The organism is Parasphingopyxis sp. (assembly GCF_052168295.1).
Taxonomy (GTDB): domain Bacteria; phylum Pseudomonadota; class Alphaproteobacteria; order Sphingomonadales; family Sphingomonadaceae; genus Parasphingopyxis.
In genome coordinates this window covers 1-18,237 of the sequence record NZ_JBQLZN010000011.1, presented here as the reverse complement: position 1 = coordinate 18,237, position 18,237 = coordinate 1, and the positions used below count along the sequence as shown (strand labels likewise).

The window sequence follows — 18,237 nt, the reverse complement described above, 5'->3', positions numbered from 1 at the left end:
TGTGTGGCACCACATCAAAGTGCGGGCTGTAAAAGATTTCCGTCTATGGTCGGACTATTTCTTTGCTGTCAACACGGCTATCTGATATCGGATTTCGCTCGAAAAAAGGTACCCTCACGCTTGCACAGCGGCTTTCGAATTCGGGTAGCGCAGTGGTTTTATTACGCAGGTCGCCGCGCCTAAAAAAGCGTGTACACTACGTGATTGGATAGAATTGATGCTTTTCGTTGAGTTCAAAAATAACAAGATACTTACCGCAATTCTAAATAGCGAGAAGATCAGCAGTATAGAGTTAGCAGTCAAGGGAATAAAATCTCCTGTCACTTTGCGAATGAACGAATCCGATCAATCGGTGTTCAGCCAAGTTTTTGTCAGGCGAGGATATCTTTACGACCTGCCGGAAAAGGTCAGTTTCATTCTCGATGCTGGAGCAAACATCGGACTCGCGGCGCTGTGGTTTAAACGGCGTTATCCGACGGCAACGATCATCGCAGTCGAACCTGATCCGCAAAACTATGTCTATCTTCAGCGGAACACCGCTGCCTATGACGACATCCATTGCGTCAATGCGGCCCTCTGGCACAAAACTGACCAGCTCGATCTGCTCTACAATGACGACACCGGCAAAGAACTCGGCGCTTGGGGTGTTCAGGTTGCAACGGAAAGTGAGGGCGGAGGCGCCAATGCCCAGTGTGCGGCATATACGGTTTCCGACCTATTGGAAAAATTTGGCATATCACATTTTGACATCGCCAAGATCGACATAGAGGGTGCCGAGTACGAGCTCTTCAAGTTTGGTGATTTGGGTTGGCTAGATAAAACGGAGCTTGTCATCGCCGAGACGCACGACAGGATCAAACCTGAATCTTCAGCAGCCGTCGAAGCCGCAATGAGCGGGCGGAGAGTCGGAAGAAGAGGCGAAAACCTCTTCTACTTCAAATAAATCCTGCATAGTCAAATTGAGTATCGCAAATTTAAGAGGCATGAGTGCTCCCAACTTTGCAAAGCCGGCGTGACGCCTATTTTCACGAGCTGCCGCCAGCATTTTTTCCAATTAGTCCAATACATGGCCTAATCCATATTCACGTACCGAAGACGGCAGGCACTTCCATAAGAGTCGCATTGTTTGGATCAAATGTTATCAAGCACGTAAAAGCATGCCAGGTGGCAACCAAACTTTGGGAAGACATGCCCTCTTTCTCGGTCGTTCGCGACCCCGTTGGGCGCTTCATTTCGTCATATAAATACCATTGTAAATCCCGTTATAACGGTAGGTTGGCGAAGCAACACCCAAATCTTAAAAAAATGACCGTTGAAGAATATTACGATACGTTTCTTCATTCTGGTGCCGGCTTGCTCGCTTCTCAAAGTCAATATTTGACGCGAGTTGATACTAAAAAACAGATCGTCGATCATATTTTAAGGTTCGATAAACTGAAAGATGATTTCGGATCTTTATGCGATGCGTACGGTGTTAATGTTACCTTGGGCCGACAGAAGACGACGGACAACATAGAATTCGACATAAGCAAGTCCATGATTATCAAAGTGAGGGACTTCTATAAAGACGATATGGAAATACTGGAAATGAGCGACAGTACAGGCCTTTGAAATTGTGAATTTAGGAGAAATATACCTTTCCCAAGTCTCTTCCGCTTTTGGCAAAGAATTCTTCCGGAAGCCTATCCGGAACATAGAGGCCCGCCAGAGAGACTATGAAGAGAAGTTCGATTATCTTACCATCTTCAACGATGTTTTCTGGTCCAAAGACGGCAATACTATTCTGTGTCTGGGGCCTCGTCTGACTTGGCTGTCGAAATTGTCATATGAATTTACGTTCTCTTGTGCCCAATCCGGAGAGAAGCTGAAACATGACGTCGCGGTTACGCCATCGGCCGCAGGCGGCGGTACCACTATCATAGCCGTTGAGCCGCGGAAAACCACTTTGACAATTGAACTCACCGTCGGCGGAACAAAATTTGCGATCGCCCCGCAACCGAATCTTTCCAAGTACTTTTCCGGGCGGAATGTCCTCATCACTTTGCAAAAGGATAACAAGATAGAGTGGATAAGGGATTGGTGCTTATACTATAGAGAAAATTTCGGCTTCGACTCCTTCCTCATCTACGACAATAGTTCTTCCGACTATTCTACCGACCAGCTGCGACACGGCCTATCAGCCATTGACGGGTGCCATGTGGTCGATTGGCCTTTTCGCTACGGTCCCCAGCTTGATATTCAGGTTGGAGCGTATCAAGACTCGGCGTCCGCGCAGCCATGCATGTTGGCGCATTGCCATCATCGAGCGTTGTTGGAAGCGCGGGTCATTTTCAACGCTGACATAGACGAACTGCTTTATTCCGACGGTGGCGATACCGACCTCGTCGATGCTTGCGTCAATGCCAATAGTGGGTATGCGCGGTTTGAACGGCTTAAGTATTTCGCAGAACCGGATCGGCTCTGTCACGCTACCGGTTATTACGAACAAATCCCGCGGCGAGTTCAGCCTCCGAAATGGATACTCGCTCCTCGCGGTCGTGACGAACTCTGGCCCGATGTTCACCGAGTCGTCGGTGTCGAAGAGGATCCCGATCTTTCTTCGCAATTTTCCATCGCACACATTTGGAATCTTAACAGCGGGTGGAAAATCAAGACGAGAACCGAGGCGGTCGATCTCGAAAGACACAAAGAAAACGAGCAACTTAAATGTTTGCTGGAAAAAACTTACCGCAATGAGGCGGACGATGCATATTACGGTCGACGCGAGTTTTGGTCAGGGGAGACGACAGCTGGCATTGAAGAGTTTCTCTTCTCCGTCGCGGAGAGATATCTGCCGAATCCTATGCAAACTCTACGCGCACTTAAGAAGTCGGGCTTGGCCCGATTTGAGATTGCGCGGTGCCTCTTGATCATTGCGCGTCAGTTGGCACGCCAGGAGCAAAACTTTCAGCGTTGGGAAAACCGCCTCAAGTTTCTTGCTGATTGCGTGTATTCGTCTCAAGAATTTTTGTTCAATCGGGCCAAAGTATTCGCCATGCGCGGGCGCGGACAGGCGCGATCTGTCATTGCGCAGTATCAACGATCGACTGGCGATCAAACCGGAGCTGCCGAACTCTCGGCGATACTCGAATTCCATACGGGCGACCGCAAGGCCGCGCGAGCGCTTATCCGCGAACACGGGCTAACGACACCAAGATGCTTATATATGCTGATGTTCTTTGAAATTCGGCGAAGAAACGCAGCTAAAGTGAAGCGATATGGAACCGCTATCTTGAGTTCACCGGACGTTGAAAATCATCTCTATGAGAATGAGATCAAACATGTACAACAGGCTCTCATCGATTTCGGCATCGCGCCGAAACAGGAAATTAGAACCCGATCGCCGTAAGCCAGTTGACGTGAACTGGAGGAAAGCGACCAACTGCTTTTTCAAACGCGGTGAAACGAAACGCCAAGCTTCCTCATTGATCGTTTTCAACGCTTGAGTAGCGGTGGGCATCGAACGCGCACGGTTTTTTCAATCTGATATCAGCTCGGCATGAAAGCCGAGCAATCGTTGACCGACGTGACCGTCGGCACGATGACGGGGCTTGAGACTGTACTCGCGACGCGCAAGCCTGACACCGTACTGGTCAAGGGCGCCTGCACTATTTCGGCGCCAGCATTACTCGGGATTTTGGTGGCGCTGCCGGCTACCGGCCCTACCGGCCTGATAGTCTGCAACGGAAGCGTGATGATCGATCGGTGGGCTTTGCGATCTTGCGCACCGCAACCGCTGCTCAGCCCGCGGCCCGGCGCAGTTTGCGCATCGCGCGCCAGCCATAGGCCTTGGCGCGGTTCTGGTGCGGCCAGCGCGCCGGCGCTTTCGGGGTCAGGCCCATCTGCCGCACCCAGGCGTTGAAACAGCGCGCATCCGATTCCGCATAGCTCCATTCGGACCGCCATGTGATCGAAATCGAAACCGAAACCTCTGCGCCGTTGGTCACATAATGCGGCGCCATCACGGGCACATAGACCGCCTCTCCGGGGCCGATGGCGAACGGCGTTCCCCGCTGCGCCATGTCCTCGCGCCACGGCAGTTCGGGCCGGCCTCCCCGATGATAGGCTTCGTGGATTTCGTCGGCCGCGCAGGCAGTGTCGCCGGCGGGAAACACGGTCATCACCTTCGAGCCCCGCACCTGTAACAGGATGTTGTGTTCGGGATCGAAATGATAGGGCGTCACGCCGCCCGGCGAGGTGGCGAAAAGAAAGCATTGAAGGTTGAGCATCCGCCCCGTCTTCGGCTCGATCCGGGGGCGCATCTCCGCCAGCAATTGCTCCAGGAGTTCGGCATATTCCGGCTGCTGCTCGACATTGCGCAGGCAGACCCAGAAACCCGCCTTTTCGATGTTGAGGATCGTTTCGGCCGCCTGTTCGCGGAACTGCTCGGGCACGCCATCGACGCCGATCGGCTGGTCGCCGCGATTACACTCGATCGAATCCAGTGGCAGCTTTCCCGAGAGATCGGCCAATGCCTCGAGATCGAGCAGCGGATGGCTGTCGAGACCGTGCTTCAGCGTGTGGGCGACCTCCGGATAATTCTCGGCAAATCTGGATTGCGCGGAAACGGGAAAGATCGTCATGCTTGTGCTCCTGAAACAATGCCGGCCATCTCTCTGCGAACGATCGGAGCGAAGACCGCGCGGCGAAAGCGGCCGCCGATTGCGATAGATATCCGGCCGACAGGTCTGCGTTCCTGCCACATCCGGTTCATCACGCTGTGATCCGCGGCGGCGCAGCTGTCGCACCAGCGGATCCCGAACCGTCGCAGCACGCTGACGAACTCGCGCTCGAGCAACAGCCCCGGCGCAAATCGCGCATAGTCTTCGTCGAAAGCGGTTTTGAAGCCGAACGCCCCGGGCGGCGTGAGAAATGTCGAGAGCATCGCGATGGGCTTGCCGTCGACGCGCAACGACAGGCGGATGAGCCGCTCATGCGTTCCCGCGCCTCTCAGGCTATCCCGGAACAGAGCCGTCTTGGCGTCGTCGCACGCGAGGGCCGAACCGCCTTCACCCTTCCAGCCGGACGCCTCGAGCGCGAGAAATTCCTCGATCCATTCGTCTAGACGGCTGGCCCCCGTCTCCCATCGGAACTCCGTGTCGCCTACCTCGCTCAGACGGCGGAAGCGGCGGTTCAGATCCTTGCGTTTTCGCGCGGACAGCGATTTCTGCAGATAGGCATCGGCGTCGAGGCGAGACGACAGCAATGCCCGCTCTTTGCGCTCGACAACCCCCCAGGGGCGTCCATCGTCGGCGAGAACCGATTTCAGTCCCTCATAGACCGGGCCTGCGAGCGCGATCCGCTTCAGATGCAGGAAGAGCGGCAGCCGCGTATTTTCGTCCGCCCAGTCGAGCAACGAGCGCCAGAAATATTCCTCGGCGCCCGCTGCGACCAACGGCGCGCCGTAAAAGATGTTGGAATGGAGCCAATTGCCCAGATGGGCGAGCGGCCATCCCCAATAGTTGCGCTGCCGCGTTATCGGAAGCAGCCCGACAAGTTCGCCGTCGCGGACCGCGCGGAATACCGCCGTATCGCCGGCGTCATCCAGGCGGGCCAGCGACGGGAGAAGATACCAGCTCTCGTAGAAAGGGTTGGGATCGGCGGAGCGGTCCGCCAGATTCTTCCAGGCCTGCTGTTCCTCGGCCAATTGCCGCCACGGCACGCAAGCAGCCGTCGATATCGACGACGCCCGGTAAGGGGCAGTTTCGATCGCCCCGCGTTCTGCTGGCGCCCTGCTCGCCATGAATCTCCCCTTGCGAAATCCGCCCGTACGAGAATTTCAGCAATTTAATTTCACCATTTGCTTAATAAGGTGTTGAAATTACGGGTTAACCGATCCGATGGTGAGCCCACCGACCGGCTGCCTGCGTCGCTGAGAGCAACGGAGAGCAGCGCGTCCGCACCGCAGGATGAATGAAATGCGCAGAGAATCGCGCCCGGCGAAATGCATTTGCGATCGATGCCGTTCGTCAAAGGCCGGGGCGGGCTTACATTGCCCGTCGGGACGGCTTAGTGTTCATGCGGGCATAATCGGAGGGCGAAAATGGCGGCAAGAAACCGGATAGCGGCGGTAACCGCCACGATGTTTGCGATCGGGCTGGGTGCCAGCACCCCGTCAATGGCGCAGACCGATGAAGGCGCCGCAATGGAGCGCGTGCTCGGCATCGGCGGCTTCTTCTTCCGCGCACAGGACCCGGCGGCGCTGGCGCTCTGGTATCGCGACAATCTGGGTGTCGACCTCACCCCGCAAACCTACGAGGTAGAGCCCTGGCAGCAGGAAGCCGGGCCGACCGTTTTCGGGCCGTTCAGCGCGACGACCGAATATTTCGGCCGGCCCGAACAGATGTGGATGATCAATTTCCGGGTCGCCGATCTCGATGCGATGGCGGCACAACTCCGGGCGAACGATATCGCGGTGGAGATCGATCCGGAGACCTATCCGAACGGGCGTTTTGCGCGCCTCTCCGATCCCGAAGGCAATCCGATCCAGCTCTGGGAGCCCGCCACGCCGGAGTAAGCCGCGAACGGCCCCTATCCAATCCCGGCGATCGGGGCTATCCCCATCGCTCGTTCGATCTTCGGGGGAGGAGCATCCATGAAAACGCGCGCCGCCGTCGCCTTCGCGGCGAAGCAGCCTTTGGAGATTGTCGAGCTGGACCTGGAAGGGCCCAAAGAGGGCGAGGTGCTGGTCGAGCTGATGGCCACCGGCATCTGCCACACGGACGCTTACACATTGGACGGGTTCGACAGCGAGGGCATCTTTCCGTCCATCCTCGGTCATGAAGGCGCGGGCATCGTCCGCGAAGTCGGCGCGGACGTGACCTCGGTCGCGCCGGACGACCATGTGATCCCGGCCTACATCCCCGAATGCCGCCAATGCAAAAGCTGCCTCTCTCAGAAGACCAACCTCTGCACCGCGATCCGCGATACGCAGGGCAAGGGCGTGATGCCCGACGGGACCAGCCGGTTCAGCTATAAGGGCGAGACGATCTACCATTATATGGGCTGTTCGACCTTCTCGAACTTTACGGTGCTGCCCGAAATCGCCGTCGCGAAGATCCGCGAGGACGCACCGTTCGAAACGAGCTGCTATGTCGGTTGCGGCGTGACGACCGGGGTCGGCGCTGTGATCAATACGGCCGATGTCGAGGCCGGGGCGACCGTTATCGTGTTCGGGCTGGGCGGGATCGGGCTTAACGTCATTCAGGGCGCGAAGCTGGTCGGGGCAAGCCAGATCATCGGCGTCGACATCAACCCGGACCGCGAGGAATGGGGCCGCAAGTTCGGCATGACCGATTTCGTGAACCCCAACGACGTGTCGGGCGATCTCGTAACACATCTCGTCGAGATGACGGGCGGCGGGGCGGACTACACGTTCGATTGCACGGGCAATACGGACGTTATGCGCACGGCGCTCGAGGCCTGCCATCGCGGCTGGGGCGAAAGCGTTATCATCGGCGTCGCCGAAGCGGGCAAGGAAATCTCGACCCGCCCCTTCCAGCTTGTGACGGGCCGAGTTTGGAAAGGTACCGCGTTCGGCGGCGCACGCGGGCGGACGGACATTCCCAAGATCGTCGACTGGTATATGGACGGCAAGATCGCGATCGATCCGATGATCACCCACCGACTCTCGCTCGACGACATCAACAAGGGCTTCGACATGATGCATGCGGGGGAGAGCATCCGCAGCGTCGTCGTCTATTGATCGCACCTCTCAACCGAAGGAGATAAATATATGTTTTCCCATATCATGGTCGGCACGAACGACGTGGAGAAAGCGAAGACATTCTATAACGCCGTGCTCGGCACACTGGGCGCCGGCGAGCCGATGGAGAATGTCAGCGACAGCGGCCATACACGCCTGTTCTGGATTCATAATGGCGGCGTGTTCGGCGTCAGCGAACCCATCGACGGCGAACCCGCCACCTGCGCGAATGGCGCGACCATCGGTTTCGCCTGCGAGTCCTTCGAACAGGTGAAAGCGTTTCACGATGCCGGCGTCGCGGCCGGCGGTACCTCGATCGAAGATCCGCCCGGCCTGCGCGAATCCAGCATGGGCAATATGAACCTCTCCTATGTCCGCGATCCCGACGGCAACAAGCTGTGCGCGATGCACCGCGCCGGCTGAGCCGCTGACGATCGAAGGTGAGCGCCGCGCCCAGCCGGGAATGTGAAACATGACCTATGATTTCGAAGCCTGGCGGGCGCGGTCGCCCTTCTACGACGAAACCCATGATGCGCTCGCAGATAGCGTCCGCACCTTTGTCGCGCGCGAGATAGAGCCGCATATCGATCGCTGGGAGGCTGAGCGGGAGTTGCCCCGCGAGCTCCACAAGAAAGCGGCCGAGGCCGGCATTCTCGGCCTCAACTATCCCGAGGAATATGGCGGGCATTCCGAGGGCTTCGATATCTTTCACGGCATGGTGGTGACCGACGGGCTGGCGCAAGTCGGCGCGGGCGGCCTCGGCGCCTCGCTGATGACCCACGGTATCGGCCTGCCCCCGATCCTCGCGATCGGCTCCGACGAATTGAAGCAGCGGATCGCCCCGCCCGTGCTCGCGGGCGAGAAGATCATCGCGCTCGGCATCACCGAGCCGTCGGGCGGATCCGACGTCGCGAACCTGAAAACCCGCGCCGTCAGGGATGGCGGCGACTATATCGTCAACGGCCAGAAGATGTTCATCACCTCCGGCATGCGCGCCGACTATATGACGACCGCCGTGCGCACGGGCGGCGAAGGCGCGGGCGGCATATCGCTGCTGTTGATCGAGATGGACCGGGAGGGCGTCAGCCGCACGCCGCTCGAAAAGATGGGCTGGCACTGTTCGGACACGGCGGCGATCTATCTCGAGGACGTCCGCGTGCCCGCCGCCAATCTGATCGGCGAGGAGAATGGCGGCTTTATCGGCATCATGCGCAACTTCAATCGCGAGCGGCTCGGCATGGCGATGAGCTGCTGCGCCTTTGCCCGCGTCTGCCTGAAAGAGGCCGCCGACTGGGCGCGCGAGCGGCAGACATTTGGGAAACCATTGGCCGGCCATCAGGTCATCCGCGTGAAGCTCGCCGACATGGCGCGGCGGATCGGCGCGACCCAGGCGTGGGTCGATCAATGCGCTTGGGCCGAAAGCCAGGGCAAGGGCCAGCCCGCCGATTTCGCGATGCTCAAGGTGCAGGCGACCGAGATGCTGGAGCGCGTCGCGCGCGACGCCGCGCAGGTGCTGGGCGGCGCGTCCTATCTGCAGGGCTCGAAGGTCGAGCGTATCTATCGCGAGGTCCGCGTCAACGCGATCGGCGGTGGATCGGAAGAAATCATGCTCGATCTGGCCGGGCGACAGCTCTTCGGGCGGTAGTCCCCTGCCCTCACACCATCCGGTCGATGGCCCAGCAGGTGACGAGGCCGACGACTATATTCATCGGCAGGCCGATCTTCAGGAAGTCGGCGAAGCGATAACCGCCGGCGGCGTAGACGATGGTGTTGGTCTGATAGCCGATCGGCGTCGCGAAGCTCGCCGAGGCGGCGAACATCACGGTGAAGAGCAGCGGACGGGGATCGATGCCGAGCTGCTCGGCGAGCGTCAGCACGATCGGCGTCATGATCACCGCGACGGCGTTGTTGGTGACGAGCTCGGTCAGCACCGATGTCAGCGCGTAGATCAGGATCAGCAATAACAGCGGGGACGCCGAGGTGAGGAACGGCAAAACCGCCTCCACGATGAGATCGACCGTCCCGGCCTTTTGCAGCCCGACGCCGACGCCGAGCATACCGAAGATGAGCACGATGACATTGCCGTCGATCGCCTTCCACGCCTCTTCCGGATCGATGCAGCGCGTCGCCAGCACGACCGCGACGCCGACGATCGCCAGCAACTCGATCGTCCAGACGCCGAGCGCCGCAAGCGTGACGATCGAGAGCATCGTGCCCACAGCGATCGGCGCGCGCAGACGACGATAGGGGCGGACCTCGGCCTCCTCGATCGCGATCAGGTTCACATTGGCCTCGATCGCCGCAATGCAGGCCGGACCGCCTTTGATGAGAAGGTTGTCGGCGGCGCGCAGCTTGATCTCGCCGAGCGTCGGTCCGGGCATGTGCCGCGAGCGCATGAGGCCGAGCACGCGCGCATTGGTGCGCGTCAAAAACGGTATCTGCGACAGGTTGCGGCCGATGGCCGGATGCGTCGGCGCGATCGAGGCGGTGACGATGCGGTCCGTTTCGGCTGGCGGCAGCGGCCGGTTGGCGACGCCCACGCCGAGGCCATAGGTCTCTTCGAGAGAGAGCAGCTCGGCCTCGTCGGCGGCGAGCACCAGCCGGTCGCCCACTTCGACGAGCAGCCTGTCGATGCCGTGCCGGATCAGCTCGCCGCCGCGTTTCAGCGCGATCGGCCGGATGCCCGAGCGTGCGAACTCACCGGTCTCGGCGTAGAATTTGCCGAGATCGGGATGATATTCGTCTATCGCCAGTTCCGACAGGAAGCGTTCCTCGACAGGCCGCGGGTCCATGTCCTCCTTGCTGCGCTTGGGCAGAAGGAACCAGCCGGTCAGCAGCATCAGAATCATGCCCGCCGATGCCGCGACGAGGCCGACGGCCGTGAGCTCGAAAATGCCGAAGGCGGGCTGGCCGGCGCGTTGCGCAACGCCGTCGACGAGGAGGTTGGTAGACGTGCCGATCAGCGTCAGCGTGCCACCCATGATCGAGAGATAGGAGAGCGGGATCAGCAGCCGCTGCGCCGTCGTCCCGGCGACCGCCGCGATCCGCCGCATGATCGGCACGAGGACGATGACGACCGGCGTATTGTTGACGATGGACGAGGCGAAAAATGCGCCGCCGAGCACCTCGCCGATCGATCGCGTCGGCCGGCCCTCCGCCCGCCGTTCGGCCGCGCTCGCCAGCGCCTCCACCACGCCCGTCCGGATCAGCGCGCCGGACAGCACGAACATCGCCGCGATGGTGATCGGCGCCGGATTGGCGAAGACCTGCTCCATGTCCTCGCGCGGCAGATAGCCGAGGATCAGCATCGCCGCCGCCCCGATGACGGCAATGATCACCGGGGGCAGTTTTTCCGAAATGAACAGGACGAACAGCCCGATCAGCACGAGCAGACCGACCCAGGCCGATTGCGAATCAAGGGCTTGCTCGATCACGTCCATCGCAGCGGGTTAGCGGCGCGCGGCGTTCACGGCCATATGCTTCGACGGATGTGTGCGGTGCGCCTGTTCCAAAGTCCGTCTCGCCGGCCGAGCCTCCTTATGCGAATATCCGGCCATGGCTGAAGCTATGACCGCACGACCAGACCGCACCGAATCGCCCCGCACGAAAGTGTGGTATGATGGCGGCTGCCCGATCTGCGCCCGCGAGATCGCGGTGATGCGCAATCTCGACCGCCGTGGCCGGGTCGACTTTGTCGATGTCAGCGATGCCGAGACGTCCTGCCCGATCAATCGCGAGACACTGCTCGCCCGTTTCCACGCGGAAGAGAATGGCCGCATCCTGTCCGGCGCGGCGGCCTTTGCCGCGATGTGGCGCCAGATCCCGCTACTGCGTCCGCTGGGCCTCGCCGCGCGCAACCGTGTGGTCCTGTGGCTGCTGGAGCGGCTGTATCGCGCTTTTCTGCGCATTCGGCCCGGCCTTCACGCGCTGATCGGACTGTCCAGGAAACGGCTTGCGCGTTAACATTTTGCCGCGCGCAAACCCGTTTTTTCCGGTATTATGTGCGAGCTCCAACCAAATAGATGGTGCCAATTCACTGAAATAGAGCGATAAAATTTTCGCCGGCGATCCGATGGCGCTCCGGGCTTGGTCAATTAACGAAACTCGCCTATCATTGCGGTAAGAGGGGGAAGGTTGAAACAATAGAACAAGCGCACACGGAGGCGTAGGATCGCACATCAATTCTCCGAACTGTCCGAAGGGCAAATTTCCTGCCTGCGGCTCGTCGCGCAGGGCATGTCCTCCAAAGAAATCGCACGCGAAACGGGTCTCTCCCACAATACCGTCGACACGTACATAAAGCGCGCATTGCCGCTGGTCGGCGCGTCCAACCGCCGTGATGCGGCGCGCATAATCGTCGATGCGGAACAGTCCCAAAAATTGGGATCACCATCGGGAACGGTTGTTTTACCGTTCAAATCCAGCACTCTGGCCGCCAATGCAATGGACGGACGGGCGAGCGGGTCGACAGGCCGGCTCTTCGATCTTCCGAAGATTGGGGGAGAGGCCAATGACCTAGCTTGGATCGAACGACACTATGCCATCATCAAGGTCGCAGCTTTCGGCTTCAGCATAATATTGGCGATAACCCTCGTCACTGCGGGCATCCTCTGGGTCTTTGAATAAACCGACATCGCAGCACGAAATTCGACGCGGATCGCCGTCCGCGAAAGGAGAATCATGTACAAATTCGACGTAGCATCCATCCCCGTCCTCCAGGCCGACACGCAGGCCGCCGTCGCCGCCGCGGACGACGCGCTCCTCACCAACGCCGTTCTCCTCTCGTCGATTCTGCAGACGGCCAAGACCGCCAACCTGCCGATCAACGTAACGCAGGACCTCTACGGCAACATGGTCGAAGGATCGGTCAAACTCCTCGAGGGCCGCGAACAGCTTCGCAAATCGGTGCGCATGATGCAGGCGATCTCGAAAAGAAATCCCGATGCACCCGAAGCACTCGGTTGTCCGTGGGACCCGCCGTCCGCATCGGCTCGCCAACTCAAGCCGTCGGCAAACGAAGACGCGCTCGATCGTCGCAAGTTGACTGAATAGTTGCGGCGTGGTCGTCCAGTCACATGGCATTGCCGATACTCTTTTGGGCGTTGACGATCCTGTGCTGTACCTACGGCGCCGTTTTTGGAGGTCGCGACGGCCGGATGGTGGCCGCGATATTCATCGCCGGCGCGTTGCTGACCATCCCCGCCCAGATCCTGCAGGAATCCTGGAATCAGGTGGCATGGCCGGTAATGATCGTCGACTTTGCCGTGCTGGTGGGGCTCTACTGGGTCGCCATGCGCACCAATCGCTGGTGGCCCTTATGGGTGACGGGATTTCATCTGATCGCCATGACGTCGCATCTTGCGGTGCTCGTCGCGCCGCATTTTGCAGCACGGGTCTATTTCGGCCTCGCGACGCTCTGGGCAGTTCCCATGTTGCTCGTCATCCTGATCGGCGTGGCTCGCGACCGCCGCTTCGGTATTACCGACCATGACTGAACAACCGCGCAAACCCTTTGATACCGATGGCTCCCCCGGGGAATTCGCCGAAACCGAGTCGGCGCTGCAGCAAACTGCAGGTGCTGGCCGTGCAGACGATGCGCTTGAACCAGAGCGTATCCGTCCGCACGGCGCCCGCTTCCTGAAGACCTATCTGCAGGCCCGCCGCGAGCGGGAATGGCAGTTCCCCAAGGGCCTGTTTTCCGATCCCGCATGGGACATATTGCTCGAATTATATGTCGCGGAATCGGAAGGCAGGCCCGTCCTCGAATCCGCGGTCGGACCGGCCGTGTCGATACCGGAGAAATCGGGGCTGCGCTGGCTCGGCATATTGGAAGCCCGCAAGCTGGTCGCCCGGACGCTGGAAGACGAAGGGTCGCAGGAAGCCCGCATATCCCTGACGCCCAACGCCATCGCCGGCATGAACCATTGGCTCGAGCGCATGACCCAGTCCGTATCCGGCGATCCAGAGCGGGGCTGAGACAAGCCGCGCCGATACGGACCGGCTATAGGCCGAACCACGAGAACGCCTAGTACTATCGAAGCGCGTATAACGTATAACTGAAATCCGGAGTTTGGTGATGATCTCCGCGCAAGTCACACTGGTGTTAGCTAAGCCAGTTTCAACTCCATCACCTAAACAGGCGAACAATGGCTGCTATTGAGCAGGCCGCCGACGCAAATCCGTAACGAAAGCCTTGTCCCAATATTTGGGATACCAAACGGTCACTGTTGTTAATCGCCGATCCTCTTTCGTACGCCTGCTTGGCGAAAGGGGGACGCCATGCGCATTCTACTACCACTTATCGCCTTGTTTTTTCTGACCCTTCCTACGGCCACATCAGCCAATTGTTCGGGCGAGTTTTGCAACAACGTGCTCGTAACTGTTGTCTACATCAATGGGCCAAACACTTTTCTTCGCACCTCGGGCGATGCCGACGCGCTCGACTGCGATCCAGGCACGGGTGACTACATCCGGATGCGGCGCTCGGACGTTGAATATGAGGACTGGTACGCACTGGTCTTGACCGCATTCGTTCAAGAACAACCCATCACTATACGCACAGAAAGCGGAACCGGAACGTGCTACGTCGCGTACATTTTTCAAAGCAAATAGTTTCCGTCAGCCGATGCAGCCAATATGTCCTGCGATAACCAACCGTCTCAACGCACGCCTATCTGCGCTCTCAACCATGGATATACTACGCGAACGGCGGCGGAGCTTTGCCCAGCTGGCCGACAAATTGGGTTAGAAAGGCATGTCCCAATAATTGGGATACCAAATGGGCACTGTTGTAAGTCGCTGATCCTCTTTCCTACGCCTCATTGGCGAAAGGGCAACATTATGGCCGACCTAATAAGCAACTTCGGCTCTTCGCTAGGCAAGACCGAAATGGGCATTGAAGTTATTTTCAAATCATCCCGAAACAATTATTTCTAGGCAAATCTCGAATGAGGTGCACAAGCACCCAAAATGGATGATTCTTTAGTATCGAAGTTATGAGGTTTTCAGCGTAATATTGGAGTAACGGCAGCTGTGACTGGGAGGGTGCTGATGCGATATTTATCCATCTTTCTTGTAGGCTTGATGATCGGCATCCCAATTAGCGCATCTGCGAATTGTTCGGGAGAACGGTGCTCAAATGTCCTAATCACGCGTGTGTGGCTCGTCGATCAGGAAACGCGTTTTCGTACCTCAGGCGTAGAGAGCGATCTGGACTGCGCGCCGCGCCCAACGGACTATATCACGATGCGACAAACGGACCCGCAATATGAGGATTGGTATGCATTGCTTCTAACCGCCTTCGTCCAGCAAGTTCCAATGTCGATGAACTTGGAAAGCGGGACAGGCCCTTGTTACGTCCTTTACCTGTTTCAAGACAGATAGGGGCGTCTGCATATGCGATATGTTCTCTCCCTAATTGCAGCTATTTCAGTTGGAATTCCGTCCTTCGCCTCGGCATCTTGCTCCGGCGTGTTTTGCGGCGATGTCACGATTGAAAGGCTGGTGGTTTCCAACAACGGCGATGTCTCGATCCGCACATCCGGCGACGAAACACAGTTAGACTGCGATCCCGGGTCAAGCCTGTATCTGAAGTTTCGCACGACCGACACCGCCTATGCTGAATGGTATGCCATGTCGCTCACGGCGTATGTCCAGCAGGCGCCAATAACCTTCCGGATGATCGGCGGCACGGGCACATGCTACGTGAGCTACATGTTTCAAGAACAATGAGCGCCGGCATCCCTTTTGCCACTCGGGTGCAAACGGGTGCCCACGGCTGGCTCGCCGCCTCTCTGTTCCTATCGTCCCTGCTCATCGGCGGAGAGGTTCGGGCACAGCAGCCCTGCCCGGAGCCGAGCGGCGCCGGCAGCGTCGAGACATACTGTTACGATGCGCTTGGTCGTCTGATCGAACAAAGGCGTAACGACAGCGCGAGCTCGACAATCACCTATGACGATGCCGGCAACCGTATCAGCGTCACCGAGACTGCCGGGACGCCGAGAGTCGTTGTCGTCATCATCGGCGGCCGGCCGGTCGTAATCCCAATACCATGATATCGCATATTAACAGAACACATGTCGCCCGGATCCGTGAGGAGACCGATCAATGAAAAGGGCAGGATTTTCCTTCGCCATGGCCATCAAGGCCACATTTTTCGCCCTGCTAGCCTGCCTATCGGTACCGGGGGCCGCCCAGCCGATCGACACCAGCGAAGGAACACCCGTTTCGCAAGCAGTTGTAACCGAGGACCAAGCCCTGGAAACAGCTCCACCTGACAGTCAGGCCGCCGCGCAGTCCGCATCGAGTAATCCTCCTGTGTATGGACCAGCCATAGATTTGCCTTTGATAGACAATATCGACGAGAATGGCGTCGATCTTTCGACAGGCTATTTTCGAATTTCCGGCCCCAGCCTTTCGGCAGGGACAGAGGATCATTCCATACCGTTTTCGATGCAATGGGCCGGGCAGAACTGGATAACGAATTTGCCGGCCATCTGGTTCGATAACACCGATAATCTCTACACTGTCCATCACGGTGGAGTGACTACAGAATTTGAAGACTCTTCCCGCAACTATGCAGAAGTCACTCCGGTAAGAGGTAATACACTGAACTGCGAAGTTGGGCCGGGTACAGACTACTGCAGTTTCCTCTCTCGCAACGGCGATGCGGTAACATTCATATTCACTACGCCTGGACCTATACCCTCTATAGATTATGCCTATGCTCCATACGGAAATCTACGTGCGGTTCTCGCAAATCTTTCGGATCAATCGCTAATTAGAATAGGCAATTCCGTTGGATATTTCGGTGATGTTAGCTACTCGACGGATAGTGACCCATTTAGTGTAGGGTCGTATACGGTTTCTTGGGGGGCAGCCAACGCTCGTGACGTAACGGTTGTTCTCAATGCGCGCACTGCGCAAGGCAATGAAACCGTTCAGAGCCTAACCATCAATACTCCTAATCATGACATTAGCGATGACGCCGACCATTTCCTGTTTCCGAGCGGTACCACGCAGACGATAACAGGCCCCGAGGGCAGGGTCTGGCAGTTTGACATCAACAACAACAGCGAGATTACGGAGATTAGGCGACCTGACAATACGGTCGTTAGGATCACCGACTATACCCCGCAACATCGCGTTGAGACACTGTTCGATCCAGACAACCGAAGGTGGCAGTACAGCTATAGTAACGACGGCACGTACCGAACCATCACCCGCACCAACCCGCTCCTCGGTGTCATGGTGGTCCGCGCCCATATGGAAAAGGGCTACATCGTCGAAGTCACCGACGAGCTCGGTCGTACAACCTTCTACGATCACGACTCCACGACGCATTACCTGACGAGAATCCGCTACCCGGAAGGAAACAGCCTAGAATTCGACTACGACTCCCGCGGCAACATTACAGCCCGCCGCGCTATTCCTAGTCCGAGGTCCGGGGCGACGATCACCGAGACTGCTGTCTATTTATCCAGCTGCAGCGGCGGCAGCCAAGGAACCTACCCGCGCAACTGCAACCAGCCGCAACGCTATTTCGACGGAAACATGAACAGCAGTGGCTCGTCGTCGAACTATGAATATCGCTACGAGGACTCGGGAACGAGCGCCCCTACGCGGATTCAGCGGCCGCTCGTGCCGTATCCAGGCTTCAGTAACGAACGGAATTGGACCACCGACAACAGCTTCGTCACCGTGTCGGGGCAGCGGGTTTTGTCGGTAAGCCAGACCTGCCGGGTCAGCTCAAATTGCGATACGATACCCGACAGGCAAATTCTCACGGAAATAGGTTACGAGACCAATACCGACCTCGTCCTTCCCGAAACGGTCACCACGCGAGCAGGCGATAACAGCGTAAGCACCGCCGTCACTAACAGCTATGACCTCCAAGGCAATCTCATCGCCGTGGATGGCCCGTTGCCCGGCCCTGCCGACACCACCCGCTATGCCTATAACGACAACCGCGAGCTGATCGCGACCGTTGGCCCCGATCCCGATGGCAGCGGTCCGCTCAAGCCGCCTGCTACGCGGAACGTTTACGACAATATGGGCCGGGTGATTCTCGAAGACACGGGAACGGTGAACACGCCGACTGATACCAGCCTTTCGACCTTCGCCAGCCTCAACCGCACGGCCACGCAATATGATGCGATGGGCCGGGCCGTTATCGTCGCATCCGCCACGAGCGCCGGTACCTACTCCGTAATCCACACCAGCTACGATTTGCTGAGCCGACCGATCTGCAGTGCCGTCCGCATGAACGCCGCGACCTTCCCCAGCGTATCGAGCAATGGGATTATCTCGGGCGGCGCGCTGCCCGCCTCGGCCTGCACGCTCGGCGCACCGGGTGCGCAGGGCAATGACCGCATAACCTACACGAACTACGACGCTGCCGGTCAGGTCACATCGATTCTGCGCGCCTATGGCACGAGCGACCAGATTACCTATGCGGCCTACACCTATGACGCGAACGGCAACCGTCTGTCCGT

18 protein-coding genes and 1 pseudogene are annotated in these 18,237 nt (G+C 58.4%); 16 read left to right on the top strand and 3 right to left on the bottom strand.

The window, feature by feature from the left end:
• The first annotated feature begins 217 nt into the window (after window positions 1-217).
• From ACTS1Z_RS01500 to ACTS1Z_RS01490, 3 genes are all read left to right on the top strand, one after another.
• A complete protein-coding gene (locus ACTS1Z_RS01500; RefSeq protein ID WP_442622663.1) occupies window positions 218-943 on the top strand; it encodes an FkbM family methyltransferase in 726 nt (241 codons plus the stop codon).
• 44 nt (window positions 944-987) lie between these two features.
• On the top strand, window positions 988-1,611 hold the full coding sequence (locus ACTS1Z_RS01495) for a sulfotransferase family 2 domain-containing protein (RefSeq protein WP_442622662.1): 624 nt from the start codon (window positions 988-990) through the stop codon (window positions 1,609-1,611).
• A 334-nt stretch (window positions 1,612-1,945) separates the two neighbouring features.
• Window positions 1,946-3,388: a glycosyltransferase family 2 protein gene (locus tag ACTS1Z_RS01490; RefSeq protein ID WP_442622661.1), complete on the top strand. Its 1,443-nt coding sequence runs from the start codon at window positions 1,946-1,948 to the stop codon at window positions 3,386-3,388.
• A 391-nt stretch (window positions 3,389-3,779) separates the two neighbouring features.
• Here the strand turns inward: ACTS1Z_RS01490 and ACTS1Z_RS01485 are convergent, their stop codons facing one another.
• The gene (locus ACTS1Z_RS01485; protein WP_442622660.1) at window positions 3,780-4,622 is read right to left on the bottom strand and encodes a cupin-like domain-containing protein; all 843 of its coding nucleotides are present in this window, start codon (window positions 4,620-4,622) and stop codon (window positions 3,780-3,782) included.
• Entirely contained in the window at window positions 4,619-5,782 is a 1,164-nt protein-coding gene (locus tag ACTS1Z_RS01480) for a GNAT family N-acetyltransferase (protein ID WP_442622659.1), read from the bottom strand. Before ACTS1Z_RS01480 ends, ACTS1Z_RS01485 begins: the two co-directional genes overlap by 4 nt.
• Before the next feature lie 300 nt (window positions 5,783-6,082).
• On the opposite strand from ACTS1Z_RS01480, the gene ACTS1Z_RS01475 reads away from it, so the two are divergent.
• From ACTS1Z_RS01475 to ACTS1Z_RS01460, 4 genes are all read left to right on the top strand, one after another.
• Window positions 6,083-6,556 carry a VOC family protein gene (locus ACTS1Z_RS01475; protein WP_442622658.1) on the top strand — a complete coding sequence of 158 codons (474 nt, stop codon included), beginning with the start codon at window positions 6,083-6,085 and terminating at the stop codon, window positions 6,554-6,556.
• Window positions 6,557-6,634: 78 nt separating this feature from the next.
• A complete protein-coding gene (locus tag ACTS1Z_RS01470) occupies window positions 6,635-7,744 on the top strand; it encodes an S-(hydroxymethyl)glutathione dehydrogenase/class III alcohol dehydrogenase (RefSeq protein WP_442622657.1) in 1,110 nt (369 codons plus the stop codon).
• A gap of 30 nt (window positions 7,745-7,774) precedes the next feature.
• Window positions 7,775-8,167 (top strand): VOC family protein, encoded by a 393-nt coding sequence (locus ACTS1Z_RS01465; RefSeq protein WP_442622656.1) that lies wholly within the window; start codon window positions 7,775-7,777, stop codon window positions 8,165-8,167.
• A gap of 49 nt (window positions 8,168-8,216) precedes the next feature.
• A complete protein-coding gene (locus ACTS1Z_RS01460) occupies window positions 8,217-9,389 on the top strand; it encodes an acyl-CoA dehydrogenase family protein (protein WP_442622655.1) in 1,173 nt (390 codons plus the stop codon).
• A gap of 10 nt (window positions 9,390-9,399) precedes the next feature.
• Here the strand turns inward: ACTS1Z_RS01460 and ACTS1Z_RS01455 are convergent, their stop codons facing one another.
• On the bottom strand, window positions 9,400-11,184 hold the full coding sequence (locus ACTS1Z_RS01455) for an SLC13 family permease (RefSeq protein ID WP_442622654.1): 1,785 nt from the start codon (window positions 11,182-11,184) through the stop codon (window positions 9,400-9,402).
• Between the two features lie 127 nt (window positions 11,185-11,311).
• Here ACTS1Z_RS01455 and ACTS1Z_RS01450 point away from each other — a divergent pair, with 127 nt between their 5' ends.
• The 9 genes and pseudogenes from ACTS1Z_RS01450 to ACTS1Z_RS01410 all read left to right on the top strand — a co-directional run.
• Window positions 11,312-11,707, top strand: coding sequence for a thiol-disulfide oxidoreductase DCC family protein (locus ACTS1Z_RS01450; RefSeq protein WP_442622653.1), 396 nt, complete (start codon window positions 11,312-11,314; stop codon window positions 11,705-11,707).
• Window positions 11,708-11,914: 207 nt separating this feature from the next.
• The gene (locus ACTS1Z_RS01445; RefSeq protein ID WP_442622716.1) at window positions 11,915-12,370 is read left to right on the top strand and encodes a LuxR C-terminal-related transcriptional regulator; all 456 of its coding nucleotides are present in this window, start codon (window positions 11,915-11,917) and stop codon (window positions 12,368-12,370) included.
• Between the two features lie 54 nt (window positions 12,371-12,424).
• Complete coding sequence (locus tag ACTS1Z_RS01440) at window positions 12,425-12,796, top strand: hypothetical protein (RefSeq protein WP_442622652.1); 372 nt, start codon at window positions 12,425-12,427, stop codon at window positions 12,794-12,796.
• A 23-nt stretch (window positions 12,797-12,819) separates the two neighbouring features.
• A complete protein-coding gene (locus tag ACTS1Z_RS01435; protein ID WP_442622651.1) occupies window positions 12,820-13,239 on the top strand; it encodes a hypothetical protein in 420 nt (139 codons plus the stop codon).
• The gene (locus ACTS1Z_RS01430; RefSeq protein ID WP_442622650.1) at window positions 13,232-13,720 is read left to right on the top strand and encodes a hypothetical protein; all 489 of its coding nucleotides are present in this window, start codon (window positions 13,232-13,234) and stop codon (window positions 13,718-13,720) included. The genes ACTS1Z_RS01435 and ACTS1Z_RS01430 overlap by 8 nt, the downstream gene beginning before the upstream one ends.
• Window positions 13,721-14,023: 303 nt before the next feature.
• Entirely contained in the window at window positions 14,024-14,356 is a 333-nt protein-coding gene (locus tag ACTS1Z_RS01425) for a hypothetical protein (RefSeq protein ID WP_442622649.1), read from the top strand.
• A gap of 783 nt (window positions 14,357-15,139) precedes the next feature.
• On the top strand, window positions 15,140-15,475 hold the full coding sequence (locus tag ACTS1Z_RS01420; protein ID WP_442622648.1) for a hypothetical protein: 336 nt from the start codon (window positions 15,140-15,142) through the stop codon (window positions 15,473-15,475).
• Window positions 15,476-15,501: 26 nt separating this feature from the next.
• The gene (locus tag ACTS1Z_RS01415) at window positions 15,502-15,798 is read left to right on the top strand and encodes an RHS repeat domain-containing protein (protein ID WP_442622647.1); all 297 of its coding nucleotides are present in this window, start codon (window positions 15,502-15,504) and stop codon (window positions 15,796-15,798) included.
• Between the two features lie 52 nt (window positions 15,799-15,850).
• Window positions 15,851-18,237, top strand: a pseudogene (locus tag ACTS1Z_RS01410) (hypothetical protein); the annotation flags it as partial.

Bases quoted from the DNA above. Each gene is read 5' to 3' on its own strand.
- ACTS1Z_RS01475 (WP_442622658.1), top strand. From the start codon at position 6,083: ATGGCGGCAAGAAACCGGATAGCGGCGGTAACCGCCACGATGTTTGCG.
- ACTS1Z_RS01480 (WP_442622659.1), bottom strand. From the start codon at position 5,782: ATGGCGAGCAGGGCGCCAGCAGAACGCGGGGCGATCGAAACTGCCCCT.
- ACTS1Z_RS01440 (WP_442622652.1), top strand. From the start codon at position 12,425: ATGTACAAATTCGACGTAGCATCCATCCCCGTCCTCCAGGCCGACACG.
- ACTS1Z_RS01470 (WP_442622657.1), top strand. From the start codon at position 6,635: ATGAAAACGCGCGCCGCCGTCGCCTTCGCGGCGAAGCAGCCTTTGGAG.
- ACTS1Z_RS01460 (WP_442622655.1), top strand. From the start codon at position 8,217: ATGACCTATGATTTCGAAGCCTGGCGGGCGCGGTCGCCCTTCTACGAC.
- ACTS1Z_RS01485 (WP_442622660.1), bottom strand. From the start codon at position 4,622: ATGACGATCTTTCCCGTTTCCGCGCAATCCAGATTTGCCGAGAATTAT.
- ACTS1Z_RS01420 (WP_442622648.1), top strand. From the start codon at position 15,140: ATGCGATATGTTCTCTCCCTAATTGCAGCTATTTCAGTTGGAATTCCG.
- ACTS1Z_RS01430 (WP_442622650.1), top strand. From the start codon at position 13,232: ATGACTGAACAACCGCGCAAACCCTTTGATACCGATGGCTCCCCCGGG.
- ACTS1Z_RS01435 (WP_442622651.1), top strand. From the start codon at position 12,820: ATGGCATTGCCGATACTCTTTTGGGCGTTGACGATCCTGTGCTGTACC.
- ACTS1Z_RS01500 (WP_442622663.1), top strand. From the start codon at position 218: ATGCTTTTCGTTGAGTTCAAAAATAACAAGATACTTACCGCAATTCTA.
- ACTS1Z_RS01465 (WP_442622656.1), top strand. From the start codon at position 7,775: ATGTTTTCCCATATCATGGTCGGCACGAACGACGTGGAGAAAGCGAAG.
- ACTS1Z_RS01455 (WP_442622654.1), bottom strand. From the start codon at position 11,184: ATGGACGTGATCGAGCAAGCCCTTGATTCGCAATCGGCCTGGGTCGGT.
- ACTS1Z_RS01450 (WP_442622653.1), top strand. From the start codon at position 11,312: ATGACCGCACGACCAGACCGCACCGAATCGCCCCGCACGAAAGTGTGG.
- ACTS1Z_RS01425 (WP_442622649.1), top strand. From the start codon at position 14,024: ATGCGCATTCTACTACCACTTATCGCCTTGTTTTTTCTGACCCTTCCT.